Annotated in this window: 14 protein-coding genes; 13 read left to right on the forward strand and 1 reads right to left on the reverse strand. The window is 46.2% G+C overall.

Features of this window, described 5'->3' with window-relative positions; all coding sequences use genetic code 11:
* Positions 1–23: 23 nt before the first annotated feature.
* Together MTR82_RS08425 and MTR82_RS08430 are read left to right on the forward strand one after the other, a co-directional pair.
* Entirely contained in the window at positions 24–704 is a 681-nt protein-coding gene (locus tag MTR82_RS08425; RefSeq protein ID WP_246808700.1) for a metal-dependent hydrolase, read from the forward strand.
* A 128-nt stretch (positions 705–832) separates the two neighbouring features.
* A complete protein-coding gene (locus tag MTR82_RS08430; protein ID WP_052654553.1) occupies positions 833–2,140 on the forward strand; it encodes a DRTGG domain-containing protein in 1,308 nt (435 codons plus the stop codon).
* 57 nt (positions 2,141–2,197) lie between these two features.
* Here the strand turns inward: MTR82_RS08430 and MTR82_RS08435 are convergent, their stop codons facing one another.
* Entirely contained in the window at positions 2,198–2,497 is a 300-nt protein-coding gene (locus MTR82_RS08435) for a YtpI family protein (RefSeq protein ID WP_052652014.1), read from the reverse strand.
* A gap of 95 nt (positions 2,498–2,592) precedes the next feature.
* On the opposite strand from MTR82_RS08435, the gene MTR82_RS08440 reads away from it, so the two are divergent.
* From MTR82_RS08440 to mdh, 11 genes are all read left to right on the forward strand, one after another.
* Positions 2,593–3,531 (forward strand): DHH family phosphoesterase, encoded by a 939-nt coding sequence (locus MTR82_RS08440; protein ID WP_246808701.1) that lies wholly within the window; start codon positions 2,593–2,595, stop codon positions 3,529–3,531.
* Between the two features lie 22 nt (positions 3,532–3,553).
* Positions 3,554–6,610 (forward strand): DNA polymerase III subunit alpha, encoded by a 3,057-nt coding sequence (dnaE, locus tag MTR82_RS08445; RefSeq protein WP_246809050.1) that lies wholly within the window; start codon positions 3,554–3,556, stop codon positions 6,608–6,610.
* 113 nt (positions 6,611–6,723) lie between these two features.
* Complete coding sequence (locus MTR82_RS08450) at positions 6,724–7,386, forward strand: FadR/GntR family transcriptional regulator (RefSeq protein WP_246808702.1); 663 nt, start codon at positions 6,724–6,726, stop codon at positions 7,384–7,386.
* Positions 7,361–8,224 (forward strand): acetyl-CoA carboxylase, carboxyltransferase subunit beta, encoded by an 864-nt coding sequence (gene accD, locus MTR82_RS08455; protein WP_052652011.1) that lies wholly within the window; start codon positions 7,361–7,363, stop codon positions 8,222–8,224. The genes MTR82_RS08450 and accD overlap by 26 nt, the downstream gene beginning before the upstream one ends.
* Position 8,225: 1 nt before the next feature.
* Positions 8,226–9,197 (forward strand): acetyl-CoA carboxylase carboxyl transferase subunit alpha, encoded by a 972-nt coding sequence (accA, locus tag MTR82_RS08460; RefSeq protein ID WP_246808703.1) that lies wholly within the window; start codon positions 8,226–8,228, stop codon positions 9,195–9,197.
* A 207-nt stretch (positions 9,198–9,404) separates the two neighbouring features.
* A complete protein-coding gene (gene pfkA / locus MTR82_RS08465; protein WP_246808704.1) occupies positions 9,405–10,364 on the forward strand; it encodes a 6-phosphofructokinase in 960 nt (319 codons plus the stop codon).
* Positions 10,365–10,386: 22 nt separating this feature from the next.
* Positions 10,387–12,147: a pyruvate kinase gene (pyk, locus tag MTR82_RS08470; RefSeq protein ID WP_246808705.1), complete on the forward strand. Its 1,761-nt coding sequence runs from the start codon at positions 10,387–10,389 to the stop codon at positions 12,145–12,147.
* A 145-nt stretch (positions 12,148–12,292) separates the two neighbouring features.
* Positions 12,293–12,676 (forward strand): FxsA family protein, encoded by a 384-nt coding sequence (locus tag MTR82_RS08475; RefSeq protein WP_246808706.1) that lies wholly within the window; start codon positions 12,293–12,295, stop codon positions 12,674–12,676.
* A gap of 187 nt (positions 12,677–12,863) precedes the next feature.
* A complete protein-coding gene (citZ, locus tag MTR82_RS08480) occupies positions 12,864–13,979 on the forward strand; it encodes a citrate synthase (protein WP_246808707.1) in 1,116 nt (371 codons plus the stop codon).
* Positions 13,980–14,060: 81 nt separating this feature from the next.
* Positions 14,061–15,329, forward strand: coding sequence for an NADP-dependent isocitrate dehydrogenase (gene icd / locus MTR82_RS08485; RefSeq protein ID WP_052652005.1), 1,269 nt, complete (start codon positions 14,061–14,063; stop codon positions 15,327–15,329).
* Positions 15,330–15,393: 64 nt separating this feature from the next.
* Positions 15,394–16,332, forward strand: a complete 939-nt coding sequence (gene mdh, locus MTR82_RS08490) for a malate dehydrogenase (protein ID WP_052652004.1) — start codon at positions 15,394–15,396, stop codon at positions 16,330–16,332.
* The last annotated feature ends 162 nt before the right edge of the window (positions 16,333–16,494 follow it).

The following is a 16,494-nucleotide window of genomic DNA, read 5'->3' on the forward strand; positions in this document are numbered from 1 at the left end:
TAATGAGAGCTGGAGGGGATTAAATGAAAGTATCATTTCATGGCCATTCGGTAGTGAAAATTCAAACAGCAGGCAAAGTGATTTTAATTGATCCATTCATTTCAGGGAACGCGTTGACGGATCTCGTGGCAAGCGAAGAAAAGCCGGATGTCATTCTTTTGACGCATGCACACAACGACCATGTCGGCGATACGGTAGAACTTGCGCTGCGGAACAATTCGCAAGTAGTGGCGCCTGTGGAGCTTGCCAATTATTTGGCTGGCCAAGGAGTTGAAACGGTTGGCATGAATCTTGGCGGCGCAAAAGAATTCGAGTTCGGCACCGTCAAATACACGAAAGCCTTCCATAGTTCTTCTTATACCACTCCTGAAGGCGATGCCATTTACGGCGGAATGCCGGCGGGTATCCTTTTTAAAGCGGAAGGGAAGACGATTTACCATGCAGGCGATACTGAAGTGTTCGGCGATATGGAAATCATCGGGAACCGCAATGAAATAGATTTGGCGTTTGTGCCGATCGGCGATTTTTTCACGATGGGGCCGGACGACGCCGCTTATGCGGTGGAATTGATCAAGCCGAAAACCGTGGTGCCGATCCATTACAACACGTTTCCGCCAATCAACCAGGATCCTGAATATTTCAAAGGTCTTGTTAAAGGCGCAGAAGTCAAAATTATGCAACCTGGAGACGTTATCGACTATTAATTTTCAGCAAGGAGTTGTCCCCATTTAGTTAGGGACGACTCTTTTTTATGGATGCCGGTTCAGTCTGTTTTTTCTATGACTTATGATACACTTGGAAGTATAGAATGCGAGAAAGAACAGGTGAAATTATGGCGACGAAACACGAACAGATACTGGAGTATATCGAAACGCTCCCGGTGGGCGAAAAGATCTCTGTGCGCCGCATTGCAAAAGATCTTCAAGTCAGTGAAGGGACGGCCTACCGGGCAATCAAAGAAGCGGAAAACCAGCGCCTTGTTTCAACGATTGAACGTGTTGGGACCATCCGGATCGAGCGGAAGAAAAAAGAGAACATCGAACGGCTCACCTACGCGGAAATTGTCAACATTGTCGATGGCCAAGTGATGGGCGGGAGATCCGGGCTGCATAAATCGCTGAACAAATTTGTCATCGGTGCCATGCAATTGGATGATATGATGCGCTATACAGAAGCGGGGAATCTGCTGATTGTCGGCAATCGCTTTAAAGCCCACGAATATGCCTTACAAGCAGGCGCCGCCGTGCTTGTGACCGGCGGCTTTGAAGCTTCGGATACGGTAAAGAAATTAGCGGATGAATATGAGCTTCCCGTTATTTCAACGAGCTACGATACGTTTACTGTAGCGACCATGATCAACCGTGCCATCTATGACCAGTTGATTAAGAAAGAAATTTTATTGATTGAAGACATTTTGATTCCTTTGGAAAATACAAATTTTCTGCAGGACAAAGATACGATCAGCCATTACCACGAATTGAACAAGGAAACCACGCATGGCGGCTTCCCGGTCGTCGATGACCACGGCAAGCTGGTCGGCATCATCACATCACGTGATGTCATCGGGCACGGCGATGCCGAATTGATTGAAAAAGTAATGACGAAAGATCCGATTACGGTTTCCATGCAAACGAGCGTCGCTTCAGCGGGGCATCGCATGATTTGGGAAGGCATCGACTTGCTGCCGGTGGCAGATGACCACGGCAAGCTAAAAGGCGTCATCAGCCGGCAAGATGTGCTGAAAGCCATTCAAACCGCACAACGCCAGCCGCAGCAAGGCGAAACAATTGATGATCTCATTATGGGGCAGATGCATCTGCAATCGACGGATAAAGTCGTTCTGAATTTCCGGGTGACCCCGCAAATGACCAATGCGTACGGCTCGATTTCCTACGGAGCATATTCGGCGATTTTAATCGAAGCGGCTACAACAGCGTTAAAGACCAAAAACCGGAAAGACAGTGCGCTGGAGAATATGACGGTCTATTATTTGAATCCCGTTCAACTGGACTCGACGGTGCTGATCAAACCGGTGATTTTGGACATGAGCCGAAAATCGGCAAAAGTCGACGTCGAAGTGAGCTTCGAAAATAAGATTGTTGGAAAGGCGTTACTAACGTTCCAATTGCTGGACCGCTAGAAAAGCGCCCGGTAAGGCTAGACAATAAAAAACCCCTCCTATAAAAGGAGAGGTTTCTTATTGGTTCAAACGCGCTTCTTCGGCTACGAACGAGTGGTAATGCTTCGCCGCTTTGTAATTGTAGATCATCAAAGCGAGGCCAAGAATGATGAAAATGCCGGAAATAATGTACGTCACAATCGATTGGAAGACGAACAATTGGTTGATGCCAAAAAACAGCACGAAGCTGCCAAGCGCAACAGACGCGATGGAGGCATACCATTTTCTCCGGATGGGCAAAGTTGCACGGAATTGTTTTGTTTTATAATAAAAATAAAAAACAAATGATATAATTATCATACCTACTAATACGATCATTGGAGAACCTCCTGTATTCCATAACTCACTCCTATTGTACTGAGAAATGGACAAAAATGCGAATGGATTTCCTTAAAAAACGGAGGAACAGCAAAATGTACAGTCAAATCATCGACACAATTAAAGAATACGAAACCATCATCATCCACCGCCATGTCCGGCCGGACCCGGATGCTTACGGATCCCAATTAGGCTTGAAATACTTGCTTCAGCACAATTTTCCCGAAAAGCGGATTTTGGCTGCAGGCGAACATGATTTCACTTTGGACTTTTTGGATTTTCCAGACCAAGTGGAAGACGGCGACTTTGATGGCGCTTTAGTCATTGTCACAGATACCGCAAATACCGAGCGGGTGGACGACCAGCGTTATCAAAACGGCGAAAAGATCATTAAAATTGACCATCACCCGAATGATGACGCATACGGAGATCTTTTGCAGGTGGACACCAATGCAAGCTCCGCCTCCGAATTGATTTATGAATTATTTACATACGGCCAAGAGCAGGAAAATTGGGAGATGCCGGATATGGCTGCGCGTCTCCTATATGCTGGAATCATCGGCGATACTGGCCGCTTCCTCTTCCCGAGCACGACGGAAAAAACGTTTAAAATTGCCGGAGAATTGATCAAATACAATTTTAACCGCGATGAATTGCATAACGGCATGTACGAAATGGAACGGAAATTGCTGCATTTGCAAGGCTATATCTATCAAAATTTTGTGATGAACGAAAGCGGCGCAGCTTACGTGAAAATTACGAAAGACGTTTTGAAGGATTTTGACGTTACGGCATCGGAAACTTCCTTGTTGGTCGGTTCTCTCGGAAATGTCAAAGGCTTAAAAGCCTGGGTCATGTTTATCGAAGAAAATACGGAAATCCGCGTTCGGCTGCGCTCGAAAGGGCCGGTCATCAATGGACTGGCAAAAGAGTTCGGCGGCGGGGGACATCCGATGGCTTCAGGAGCCACAGCCTATTCATGGGAAGAAGCCGAACAGGTCATCGAACGTTTGACAAAAATTTGCGCTTCATAAGAAAGGAGGGATTGGATTGTCAATGGTTTATCCGCATATAAGCACGTCAGCAGATTTGCTGAAAAGCACGGTTCGCCTTGATGAACTTTTCCCTTTTCTGATCGAACAGGGGACGGCATCTGCAGCAATCGTCAACTCGAAATTATACGGCATTCTTCCATTTTGGGAAGCGTGCCATAAGGCCGGCATCCATGGGGTGGTCGGCCTTTCTGTGTTTATCGAATTTGAGGAGCAGGAGTACCCAGCCGTACTCTATGCCCAGTCAAATGCGGGTTATAAAAACTTGCTTAAAATTACGTCCGCCTTATCGACACGGGATAAAGCGGCGATTCCCGAACAGTGGCTGAAAGCCTACCGGCAAGGATTAATCTGTGTGATTCCTGATAAAGCGGAATGGGTGATGACCGACCGAAGCGAAGCGGTCCATTTTCTCCAGGAAATTTTCGGCAGTTTTTGCTATGGCAGCATCGAACGTCCCGGAGGACGGCGCAATAACCATGAAGAAGCCTTTATCGCTTTATGCGAAACAGAAGGTTTACAAATGATGGCGACGCAAGAAAGCCGCTATTTGCATGAAGGCGATGCTTTTTCCCACGAAGTTGCTTCGGCTATTTCACAAGGCTTGAAGATGAACGATCCGGAACGCAAGCGCCCTGCGCATCAAAAAGCGCATGTGCCTTCTGCAGAAGAATTTTCCTCCTGGTTTTCGGATCGTCCGGAATGGCTACAGAAAACCCGGCAGGTGCTTGAAAGCTGCAACGTGAGCATTCCTTTGAATCAACAGCTGCTGCCGGTATTTCCATTGCCGGACGGTACAGACCGCTCCACTTATATTTGGGATCTTTGTACAGCGGGCTTGGCCGAACGGATTCCAACTTACGGGGAAACCTATTTGGAGCGGTTGAAGTACGAACTTTCGGTCATTCGGAAAATGGGCTTTATCGATTATTTTCTAATCGTTTCGGATTTCATGAAATTTGCGCGAGACAATGACATTCTAACAGGGCCGGGCCGAGGCTCTTCAGCCAGCTCGCTCGTCGCATACAGTTTACGGATTACGGATGTCGACCCGCTGGAACACGATTTGCTATTTGAGCGTTTCTTAAATCCGGAACGGGTGACATTGCCGGATATCGACATTGATTTTGCCGATCACCGGCGCCATGAAGTCGTAGAATATGTCGTAAAAAAATACGGGGAAGTGCGCACCGCACAAATCATTACATTCGGTACTCTTTCAGCAAAAGCGGTGGCACGCGATACCGCTCGTGTATTTGGATTTGAACCAGAAGAGCTGGACGCGATTTCGAAAATGATTTCGAACCGGCCAGGCACGACATTGCGCTCTGCCTTGAAAGAAAACAAACGGTTGAATGATTGGATCATCGAAAAGGAAGAACGCAAAAAATGGTTTAAAACCGCTTTGAAATTGGAAGGGCTCCCGCGGCACGCCTCTACCCATGCTGCCGGCATAATTTTAAGCCCGACGCCGCTCGTCGACCATGTGCCGATCGAAAAAGGGAACGAAGGCATATATATCACGCAGTGGCCAATGGCGGAACTGGAAGCGGTCGGCTTGCTGAAAATGGATTTCTTAGGACTCCGCAATTTGACGATTCTTGAACAAATCCGGCGTCTGCTCTTTAAAGATACGAAAAAGTGGATGGATTACCGGAAGCTTCCCTTGATGGATGCCGAAACGTATGCGCTTTTAGCGCAAGGAGATACGACGGGCATCTTCCAATTAGAATCGGATGGCATGCGCGGTGCCTTAAGGCAGATCAAACCGACGGCTTTCGGCGACATTGTCGCCGTCAACGCGCTGTTCCGTCCAGGCCCGATGGAATTCATTCCTTTATATGCACGGCGTAAGCACGGGCAGGAACGGGTGGACTATATCCACCCACTGCTTGAGCCGATTTTAAAAGAAACATACGGCATCATCGTCTATCAAGAGCAGATCATGCAGATTGCTTCCCGCATCGCCGGCTTTTCTCTTGGCGAAGCGGATCTGCTGAGACGCGCTGTCAGCAAAAAGAAACGGGAAATCCTGGACGAAGAACGAAAGCATTTTACGCAAGGTGCGGTGAAAAAAGGGTTCTCTGAATCGGAAGCATCGCAAGTTTATGACTTGATCGTCCGGTTTGCCGATTACGGATTTCCAAAAAGCCATGCAGTGGCCTATAGCATGATTTCCTATCAGCTGAGCTATATGAAAACGCATTACGCCGTTTACTTTTATGCGGCGCTGCTCGCTAACAGCGCAGGCAATGCTGAAAAGACCGCACAGCTCTTGCAGGAGATCAAGGATAAAGGCATCCCGGTCCTGCCGCCTTCTGTCCAAAAGAGCCGCTATTCGTTTTCTGTTGAAGAAGGCCAGATCCGTATTGGCTTGAATGCAGTCAAAGGAGTGCCAGGGAGTGCCATTAAAGCGCTATTGGCAGCACGGAAAGAAGGTCCGTTTTCGAGCCTCTATGCGATAGCCGAACGCATTTCGGCCATCCATTTTACCAGAAAGGCTTTTGAACCGCTGGCAAAAGCAGGCGCCTTGGATGATTTTGGGCTCGACCGCGCGACGGTGCTTGCTTCACTGGACAGTGCCGTCAAGCATGCGGAATTGGTGAAGCCGAACGAAGAGCCGGGCCTATTTGATGAAATGGGATCGAGCTTTATGAAACCGAAATACATTCAAGCTTCTCCTATTCCGGAAACTTTAAAGCTCGACTATGAAAAAGAAGCGTTAGGATTTTATTTGTCGACGCATCCTATGGCGAGAGAAAAACAGCAGCGCAATAAACCCTATACCGATTTAAAGAATTTGAAGAATATCCAAGACCGAAAATCGGTGACGGTTCTCGGAATGGTGGACGATATCAAACGGATACGCACCAAAAAAGGCGATGCAATGGCTTTTGTCAGTTTGCAAGATGATTCCGGCCAGGCTTCTGTCACCTTATTTCCGGCGGAATATGCCAAATATAATCACTTGCTCGAGTCGCACAGCGTTTTGGAAGTACAAGGAACGGTAGAAAACCGGAACCATAAAACTTCCGTTATTTGTAAATCTATTCATACTTGACTGCCTTTCTTTTGAGAAAGGCAGTTTTTTCTTTACGGCAGCCGAAAAGTTTTGTATTCTAGAAAATATGAGTGGCCAGACCACTTTCAAATTTATGGAAGTAAGGAGCTATCATGAATCAGTCAAAACGATTTTTAGACATAGTAAAAGACATTCGTGACATGATTCGGCGGGAAAAGATCAAACCGGGCAATCGTATTCCATCCGAAAGGGAGCTGGCCGAGAAATTGCAAGTCGGCAGATCAACGCTGAGAGAGGCGCTGCGAAGTTTGGAGCTGCTTGGCTTGATCGAAACGAGACGGGGGGAAGGCACGTTTCTTTCTGACCATCGAAACCATCAATTGGTGGAAGTTTTATCGACGTTCATCTTACAGGATAAACAGTCTCAGGAAGATGTTTGGGGAACACGGCTGATCCATGAAGTGTCCGCTATCCAGACGATTTGCCAAAACAGCAAATTAGCGAGCTTAAAAGTTTGGGATAGCTTCAGAAATCGGCTGAATGAAAATGAAAGCTTCTACCGGGAAGATTTTGTCCGTGAACTGATGGTGCTGTCCGGGAACCGGTTATCATTGAAAATTTGGTTCCTGCTGCAGCAGTACAGCGGAAATCCTTATCAGGAGCCCGTTACAGCAACTGAAAAAGAAATGCTGCTACCATTATTGGCTGCGCTTGAGCAGCAAGATATGAGCTCGGCAATTGACTTATTTAAAACTTGGAGCTGTTGGATACAAAAGGGGAGAATGCAAAATGGCAATGATTCGCGAGATCTTTAAGCGCAACAAAGACAAACAAGGCACCACAATGCCAAATAAAGATTCAAAAGATATTCCGGAAGGATTAATGACAAAATGTCCTTCGTGCAAACAAATCACATTGACGAAAGAATTGAAGAGCCTTCATAAAGTCTGTCCGAAGTGCGACCATCATTTTAAAATGACGGCTTATGAACGCGTCGAAAGTTTATTGGACGAAGGCTCTTTCGAATCGATCGACGATCACATCAAATCTGAAAATCCGCTTGGGTTCCCAGCGTATACCGATAAAATCCGTTCCGACAGTGAAAAAACGGGGTTAAACGAAGCGGTCTTGACTGGAACCGGAAAATTGAACGGCCAAGAAATCGTCGTAGCGATCATGGATTCCCATTTTCGGATGGGATCGATGGGGTCCGTAGTCGGGGAGAAAATTACACGCGCTGTGGAAGCTGCGACCGTGAAAAACTTGCCGTTCGTCATCTTTACAGCAAGCGGGGGCGCCCGGATGCAAGAAGGCGTTTTATCATTGATGCAAATGGCCAAAACAAGTGTGGCATTGAAGCGCCATAGCAGCGCAGGATTGCTGTTTGTTTCCGTTTTGACCCACCCGACGACTGGCGGCGTATCCGCTAGCTTTGCTTCGGTGGGCGATATTAATATTGCCGAGCCGAAAGCGTTAATCGGATTCGCGGGGCGCCGGGTCATTGAACAGACTGTGCGCGAGAAGCTGCCTGAAGATTTCCAAACCGCAGAATTTCTGTTGGAACATGGCCAGCTAGATGCTGTGGTCCATAGAGCGGATATGAAAGAAAAATTGAGTACAATCGTGCGTCTGCATACGAAAGGAGCTGTTTGAAATGGCTAAAAAAAACGCAGCTCCAAAAACGATGGGTTTTGAAGAACCCCTGATTCAATTACGGAAAAAAATCGAAGAATTGAAAGAATATACCGCAACTGCGGATGTCGATCTCAGTTCAGAAATTGACAGCTTGGAAGAGCGCTTGGCAGGCTTGGAAAACGATATTTATGAAAACATGAAGCCATGGGACCGCGTTCAAGTCGCGCGCCATCCAGATCGTCCAACAACATTGGATTACATTCCGTTGATTTTCAAAGATTTTATCGAATTGCACGGAGACCGGCTTTACGGAGACGATGAAGCGATTGTCGGCGGCATCGGTTCGTTTGATGGGCAGCCGGTCACCATCATCGGCCATCAGCGAGGCAAAGACACAAAAGAAAATATTCGCCGCAACTTCGGAATGCCGCATCCGGAAGGCTACCGAAAAGCGCTGCGCTTGATGAAACAAGCAGAGAAGTTTAATCGGCCAATCGTTTGTTTGATTGATACAAAAGGCGCATATCCGGGCAAAGCAGCGGAAGAGCGCGGACAAAGCGAAGCGATTGCGAAAAACTTGGTTGAAATGGCTGGCCTCGAAGTGCCGGTTCTTTCAATTGTTATTGGCGAAGGCGGAAGCGGCGGAGCGCTTGCCCTTGGAGTCGGCAATCACATTTTGATGCTTGAAAATTCTACGTTCTCTGTAATTTCGCCTGAAGGGGCCGCCTCGATTTTATGGAAAGATTCAGCACTGGCTCAAACAGCTGCCGAAGCCATGAAGATCACGGCACCAGACTTGTTTGGCATGAAAATCATCGAAGCGATCATTCCAGAGGTTCGCGGAGGCGCGCATCATCATTATGAAAAGCAAGCCGAAATGATTGCACAAGCCATCCGAAATTCTTTTGAAGAGTTGAAGGGGCTGTCAGGCGAAGAACTGATCGACCAGCGCTACAAAAAATTCCGGTCAATCGGTATTTTCAGCGAATAAACTCAAGCAATCGACAGCCAGGCGGAAAATGCCTGGCTGTTTCATTTTTGCAGGAAATTTACTACGAATAAAAAATATAAGCGCTTACAGTTTTTGAAAGATAAAAAAAACCAGCTCTTAATGGAAGTATTATGGTTTGGAGACTGACAGTAAAGGCTTTGCATGGTAAGGTGAAAAGAGTACAAGGATTAGTGGGAGGCGAAACAAATGAAGCGAATTGGTGTATTAACAAGCGGAGGCGATTCCCCGGGAATGAATGCTGCAATACGGGCAGTTGTTCGGAAAGGAATTTTCCACGGCTTAGAAGTCGCTGGCATCTATCAAGGATACCAAGGGTTAATTGAAGGGAAAATTGAGACCTTGGAAGCCAGGGATGTTGGGGACATTATCCAACGGGGCGGAACAAAATTGTATTCCGCACGATGCGAAGCTTTCAAAACGGAAGAAGGCCAATTAAAAGCGATTGAACAAATGAAAAAGCATGGTTTGGAAGGGCTTGTTGTCATAGGCGGCGATGGCTCTTATCAAGGTGCGATGGCTTTGACAAAACACGGATTCCCGTGCGTCGGAGTTCCGGGCACAATTGATAATGACATTCCAGGCACTGATTACACAATCGGTTTTGATACGGCTTTAAATACAGTAATCGAAGCGATTGATAAAATCCGGGATACTGCAACTAGCCATGAACGGACATTCATTATAGAAGTAATGGGCCGGGATGCAGGAGATTTGGCTCTATGGGCAGGTCTGGCTGGCGGAGCGGAAACAATTTTAATCCCCGAAGATGATTTTGACCTGGATGAAATCATTGATCGATTGGAAAAAGGGAGAAAACGCGGCAAACGCCATAGCATCATTATCGTGGCTGAAGGCGTTATGAACGGCAATGCCCTGGCTGATTTGATTACCTCTAAAGCGGATATTGAAACACGTGTTTCAGTTCTTGGCCATGTTCAGCGAGGCGGTTCACCGACTGCGAGAGACCGGGTGCTCGGCAGTTTGTTCGGAGCTCACGCAGTGGAAGTTCTCCTTCAAAACATTGGAGGCCGGGCAGTTGGCATGAAAAATCACCAAGTGGTAGACTATGATATGACTAAGGCATTTACGACGAAGCATGAAACAGATATGAGTTTGTACACCTTATCCAAAGAACTATCAATTTAATAAGGCAAATGGAGTGAGTATATTGAGAAAAACAAAAATCGTATGTACGATCGGACCAGCAAGTGAATCACCGGAATTGCTCGAATCGCTGATCGAGGCAGGCATGAACGTAGCCCGTTTAAACTTTTCGCATGGAAGCCACGAAGAACATGCAACTCGCATTCAGCGCATCCGTGATGCAGCAGCGAAAACAGGCAAAATCGTAGGGATCCTACTAGACACGAAAGGCCCAGAAATCCGTACCCATAAAATGGAGAATGATTCCATTGAATTGGTGACAGGCCAGGACATCGCGATTTCCATGACAGAAGTGGTAGGGACAAGCGAGATGTTCTCGATCACTTATGAGCAGCTGATCGAAGATGTGCAGGAAGGATCGGTTATCCTGCTTGATGACGGGTTGATTGAGCTTCGTGTAAAGAGCCTCGACAAAGCGAATGGCTTGATCCACACGTACGTGGAAAATGCAGGAACGCTCAAAACAAAAAAAGGCGTAAACGTTCCAGGTGTATCTGTGCAATTGCCGGGGATCACTGAAAAAGATGCGCAGGATATTCTTTTCGGAATCGAGCAAGGCGTCGATTTCGTCGCTGCATCATTTGTGAGACGAGCTTCTGATGTAATGGAAATCCGCAGCTTGCTTGAAAAAAATGGCGGATCTCATATCCAGATCATCCCGAAAATCGAGAACCAGGAAGGCGTCGACAATATCGACGAAATCATCATGGTTTCTGATGGCTTAATGGTTGCCCGTGGAGATCTTGGTGTAGAAATTCCGGCGGAAGAAGTGCCGCTAGTCCAGAAATCATTGATCGAAAAATGCAACAGCGCCGGCAAACCGGTCATTACAGCGACTCAGATGCTTGATTCTATGCAGCGCAACCCGCGTCCGACACGAGCAGAAGCAAGTGATGTGGCCAATGCGATTTTTGACGGAACCGATGCCATCATGTTGTCAGGTGAGACGGCAGCCGGCATTTATCCGGTAGAATCCGTTGAAACGATGCACCGCATTGCAATGACAACGGAAGATGCATTGAACTACAAGCAAATCGTCTCGAACAGAAGAAAAGAAAAAGAATCGAATATGACAGAAGCTATCGGCCAAGCTGTTGCTTATACAGCATTAAACTTAAAAGTTAAGGCGATTATCGCTCCAACAGAAAGCGGCCATACAGCGAAGATGATTTCGAAATACCGCCCAGGCGCACCGATCATCGCTGTGACGTCTTCTGATATTCCTTCTAGAAAATTGACGCTCGTGTGGGGAGTTCAACCGATTGTTGGATCCAAAGTCCATTCAACGGATGAATTGCTGGAAAACGCAGTAGATGAAAGCTTGAAGCACCATTATGTGAAGCACGGAGATTTAGTCGTGATCACTGCGGGCGTACCGGTAGGACAAGCGGGTACAACAAACTTGATGAAAGTGCATTTGATCGGCGACAGCATTGCACAAGGGCAAGGCATCGGCAAATCCGTTGCTTTCGGCAACACGCTCGTTGTGAAAAATTCACAGGAAGCATTGGCTCAAGATACGACCGGAAAAATCATCGTAACGATCGGAACAGACCGTGAAATGATGCCGGCTATTGAAAAGTGTGCCGGAATCATAACGGAAGAAGGCGGATTGACAAGCCACGCAGCAGTTGTCGGCTTAAGCCTTGGAATTCCGGTTATCGTTGGCGTTGAAAACGCAACGTCGTTGATCAAAAACAATTACGATATTACAATTGACGCCGCTTCAGGCATCATTTATGATGGCCACGCCAGCGTCCTATAAGCTAGCATTGACATCAGCCACTCCGTTCACCAGCTTTTTTTGCTGAAAGGCAACCTGGATTTTCGGTTTAGGAAGCCGGCAAGGATCCGATCGATTCTTGCTGGCTGCTAATCGAAATCGATGCAGAGAGGGGACTAAGCAAACGATGAAATGGATTTTTTTAGCGCTGCTCCTTGTACCGACACTGGAATTGGCCATTTTAATTTGGGCTGGAGGAGCCATTGGATTTTTCCCGACGCTATTGATTATTGTAGGAACAGGTTTGCTGGGAGCTTTTCTAGCGAAGAAGCAAGGGCTAAAAGCGATACGGGATATTCAAGAGAGCTTTAATCGATTTGAACCGCCGGGCGACCATTTGCTGAAAGCGGCATTTGTCTTGGTAGGCGGTGTGATGCTATTGACTCCAGGGTTTATCTCGGATGCGATCGGTTTATCTTTATTGTTTGCTCCGACACAGAAAATCTACAAACCATTTATAATGAAACTTTTGAACAATAAGATGAAGAACGCTCGGATTATCGTACGATAATTCCGAGTGAATTCATCGTTTTAAAGGAATTTCTAATAAAAACAAGCGTTTTCATTCACAAATTCTTCAACATTGATTATAATGGTCTAGTAAGGCATTCAGCGGAAGTCTACAAAAAGACAGATAACCCATCATTTCGGGCTTTTTTTTTGGAGTGATGAAATATACTGGAGAAGGAGCGAATTATATGACATCGGCAAAAGGTTTAGAAGGTGTAGTAGCTACACAATCTGCCATCAGTTCAATTATTGATGACACACTTACATATGTTGGCTACGATATCGATGATTTAGCAGTCAACGCAAGTTTTGAAGAAGTGATTTATTTGCTTTGGCATCAACGCTTGCCAAAAGCTGATGAATTGGCAGAGCTTAAGCAGCAATTAGCAGACAACATGGCGGTGCCGCAAGCGGTTCTTGATCATTTCAAAACATACGATATTAAAAAAGTACATCCAATGGCTGCTCTTCGTACAGCCGTTTCCATGCTCGGCTTATTCGATGAAGAAGCGGAAGTTATGGAAACTGAAGCAAACTACCGTAAAGCGATTAAAATCCAGGCGAAGATTTCTACGCTTGTAACAGCTTTCGGCCGCATCCGCAATGGCCAAGAGCCAGTAGCTCCTAAAACGGATCTAAGCTTTGCAGCTAACTTCCTTTATATGTTGTCTGGTTCTATGCCAGAAGACATCGAAGTCGAAGCTTTCAACAAAGCGCTTGTTCTTCATGCAGACCACGAACTGAATGCATCGACTTTCACAGCACGCGTTGCGGTGGCGACTTTGTCTGATGTCTATTCAGGCATCACAGCTGCAATTGGAGCTTTAAAAGGTCCATTGCACGGTGGAGCGAACGAACAAGTTATGAAAATGTTGACAGAAATCGGTTCTGTAGAGAACGTAGAATCTGTCATTACTGAGAAACTTGCCAACAAAGAAAAAATTATGGGCTTCGGACACCGCGTATACCGCAAAGGTGACCCTCGTGCCAAACACTTGCGTGAAATGTCACAGAAATTGACAAAAATCCGCGGTGAAGAAAAATGGTACGATATGTCTGTCAAAATTGATGAAATCGTAACGGGACAGAAAAACCTTCCACCAAACGTGGATTTCTATTCTGCATCTGTTTACCATTCATTAAATATTGAACATGATCTATTTACACCAATTTTTGCTGTTTCACGTACTTCAGGATGGTTGGCTCATATTCTTGAGCAGTATTCAAACAACCGCTTGATCCGTCCACGCGCAGAATACATCGGACCTGGCATGCAGAAATACATCCCAGTGGAAGAACGATAGGATTTAGCGTAAAAGTATCATAAACAATAGGGCTTGCACTTTGTGCAGCCCTATCAATTTGAACTCAGGAGGCAATTACACATGACAAACGGCGAAAAAATTACAGTTGAAAACGGCGTATTGAACGTTCCTAACCAAGCAGTTATCCCATTCATTATCGGTGACGGTACTGGCCCGGATATCTGGAATGCAGCTTCACGTGTATTGGAAGAAGCAGTAAACAAAGCTTATAACGGCGAAAAAGCAATCGTATGGAAAGAGGTTCTTGCTGGCCAAAAAGCATTCGACGAAACAGGCGAATGGCTTCCACAAGAAACGCTTGACGTTATCCGCGAGTACTTGATCGCAATCAAAGGACCTCTTACAACGCCAATCGGCGGCGGTATCCGTTCATTGAACGTGGCACTTCGCCAAGAATTGGATCTTTACACTTGCTTGCGTCCAGTCCGCTATTTTGAAGGCGTACCTTCACCGGTTAAACGTCCTGAAGATACAGACATGGTCATCTTCCGTGAAAATACTGAAGATATCTATGCTGGTATCGAATACGCGAAAGGCACTGAGGAAGTTGAGAAAGTGATTTCTTTCCTTAAAGACCAAATGGGCGTTAACAAAATCCGCTTCCCTGAAACTTCAGGAATCGGCATCAAGCCAATTTCAGAAGAAGGAACAAAACGCTTAGTACGTGCTGCAATCAACTATGCAATCACTGAAGGCCGCGAATCATTGACTTTGGTCCACAAAGGGAACATCATGAAGTTCACTGAAGGAGCTTTCAAAAACTGGGGCTATGAAGTGGCTGAGCAAGAATTCGGCGACAAAGTATTCACTTGGAACCAATACGATGCGATTAAAGATGAGCAAGGAACAGATGCTGCAAACAAAGCACAGGAAGAAGCACTTGCTTCTGGAAAAATCCTTGTTAAAGATTCAATCGCTGATATCTTCTTGCAGCAGATCCTTACACGTCCAAGCGAGTTCGACGTTGTTGCAACAATGAACTTGAACGGAGATTACATCTCTGACGCATTGGCTGCACAAGTTGGCGGAATTGGTATCGCACCTGGTGCGAACATCAACTACATTTCTGGACATGCAATTTTCGAAGCGACTCACGGTACAGCTCCGAAATATGCTGGACAAGATAAAGTAAACCCTTCATCTGTCATTTTGTCAGGCGTCTTGATGCTTGAACACTTAGGATGGAACGAAGCAGCGAAATTGATCACAAACTCAATGGAGAAAACAATCGCTTCTAAAGTTGTAACTTATGACTTTGCCCGCCTAATGGACGGCGCTACAGAAGTGAAATGCTCTGAGTTTGCTGACGAATTGATCAAAAACCTATAAGATAAAGAGAGGGAGGCCATCCCTCTCTTTTTTTTATCCACTTTAACCATAAAGGAGAGTTTTTATGACATTGAAGCGTAAAAAGATTTCAGTTATCGGTTCAGGTTTTACAGGAGCGACCACGGCTTTTTTATTGGCCCAAAAAGAATTAGGCGACGTCGTCTTAGTGGATATTCCACAAATGGAGGACCCGGCTAAAGGAAAAGCGCTTGATATGGCCGAAGCCTCTCCTGTACAAGGTTTTGATGCACATGTGAGCGGAACGGCCAATTATGAAGATACGAAAGACTCGGATTTGGTGATCATTACGGCCGGCATCGCCCGTAAACCGGGAATGAGCCGCGACGATCTTGTCCAAACGAACCAGAAAGTCATGAAAGCTGTTACAGCAGATATCGTAAAATACTCACCCAATACAACCATTATCGTTTTGACCAACCCGGTTGATGCGATGACGTATACCGTTTTTAAAGAATCAGGATTTCCAAAGGAACGCGTGATTGGGCAATCCGGTGTATTGGATTCAGCACGCTTCCGAACCTTTGTGGCTGAAGAATTAAATGTTTCGGTCAAAGATGTTACTGGATTTGTTTTAGGTGGACACGGAGATGATATGGTGCCGCTTGTGCGCTACTCCTATGCTGGCGGAATTCCGCTGGAAACGTTGATACCGGAAGCAAGGCTTTCGGAAATTGTCGATCGTACCCGCAAAGGCGGCGCTGAAATTGTCAACTTGCTGGGCAACGGTTCCGCCTATTATGCTCCTGCTGCTTCCTTGGTTGAAATGGCCGAGGCCATCTTGAAAGACCAACGGCGTATTTTGCCTTCCATCGCTTATTTGGAAGGCGAGTATGGCATGGATGGCATCTATTTAGGGGTGCCGACCATTTTAGGTGCAGGGGGCATTGAAAAAATCCTTGAAATCGATTTAAATGAAGAAGAAAAAGCATTGCTAAAAAAATCGGCCGAATCCGTGAAAGCAGTCATGAAAGTTTTAGCTTAACGCTATATTGAACCGGGCAGGAGAACTCCGTGCCCGGTTTTCTAATGGCATAAATATTGTTGGGATAGGAGCAAAGGCCTGAGTCTGTATGATTGCCTGGACGCTTGCACAATTCAACATATAATTGATACTATAAGAGTATTAAGGTTGGGGAGGGAACTT

The organism is Planococcus ruber (assembly GCF_022819085.1).
Lineage (GTDB): Bacteria > Bacillota > Bacilli > Bacillales_A > Planococcaceae > Planococcus > Planococcus ruber.

What these genes read in the sequence shown, in the direction of transcription:
- MTR82_RS08430 (WP_052654553.1), top strand. Translation starts at nt 833, where the DNA reads ATGGCGACGAAACACGAACAGATACTGGAGTATATCGAAACGCTCCCG.
- MTR82_RS08450 (WP_246808702.1), top strand. Translation starts at nt 6,724, where the DNA reads ATGAATCAGTCAAAACGATTTTTAGACATAGTAAAAGACATTCGTGAC.
- MTR82_RS08435 (WP_052652014.1), bottom strand. Translation starts at nt 2,497, where the DNA reads ATGATCGTATTAGTAGGTATGATAATTATATCATTTGTTTTTTATTTT.
- MTR82_RS08440 (WP_246808701.1), top strand. Translation starts at nt 2,593, where the DNA reads ATGTACAGTCAAATCATCGACACAATTAAAGAATACGAAACCATCATC.
- accA (WP_246808703.1), top strand. Translation starts at nt 8,226, where the DNA reads ATGGCTAAAAAAAACGCAGCTCCAAAAACGATGGGTTTTGAAGAACCC.
- pfkA (WP_246808704.1), top strand. Translation starts at nt 9,405, where the DNA reads ATGAAGCGAATTGGTGTATTAACAAGCGGAGGCGATTCCCCGGGAATG.
- MTR82_RS08475 (WP_246808706.1), top strand. Translation starts at nt 12,293, where the DNA reads ATGAAATGGATTTTTTTAGCGCTGCTCCTTGTACCGACACTGGAATTG.
- icd (WP_052652005.1), top strand. Translation starts at nt 14,061, where the DNA reads ATGACAAACGGCGAAAAAATTACAGTTGAAAACGGCGTATTGAACGTT.
- citZ (WP_246808707.1), top strand. Translation starts at nt 12,864, where the DNA reads ATGACATCGGCAAAAGGTTTAGAAGGTGTAGTAGCTACACAATCTGCC.
- dnaE (WP_246809050.1), top strand. Translation starts at nt 3,554, where the DNA reads ATGGTTTATCCGCATATAAGCACGTCAGCAGATTTGCTGAAAAGCACG.
- accD (WP_052652011.1), top strand. Translation starts at nt 7,361, where the DNA reads ATGGCAATGATTCGCGAGATCTTTAAGCGCAACAAAGACAAACAAGGC.
- mdh (WP_052652004.1), top strand. Translation starts at nt 15,394, where the DNA reads ATGACATTGAAGCGTAAAAAGATTTCAGTTATCGGTTCAGGTTTTACA.
- MTR82_RS08425 (WP_246808700.1), top strand. Translation starts at nt 24, where the DNA reads ATGAAAGTATCATTTCATGGCCATTCGGTAGTGAAAATTCAAACAGCA.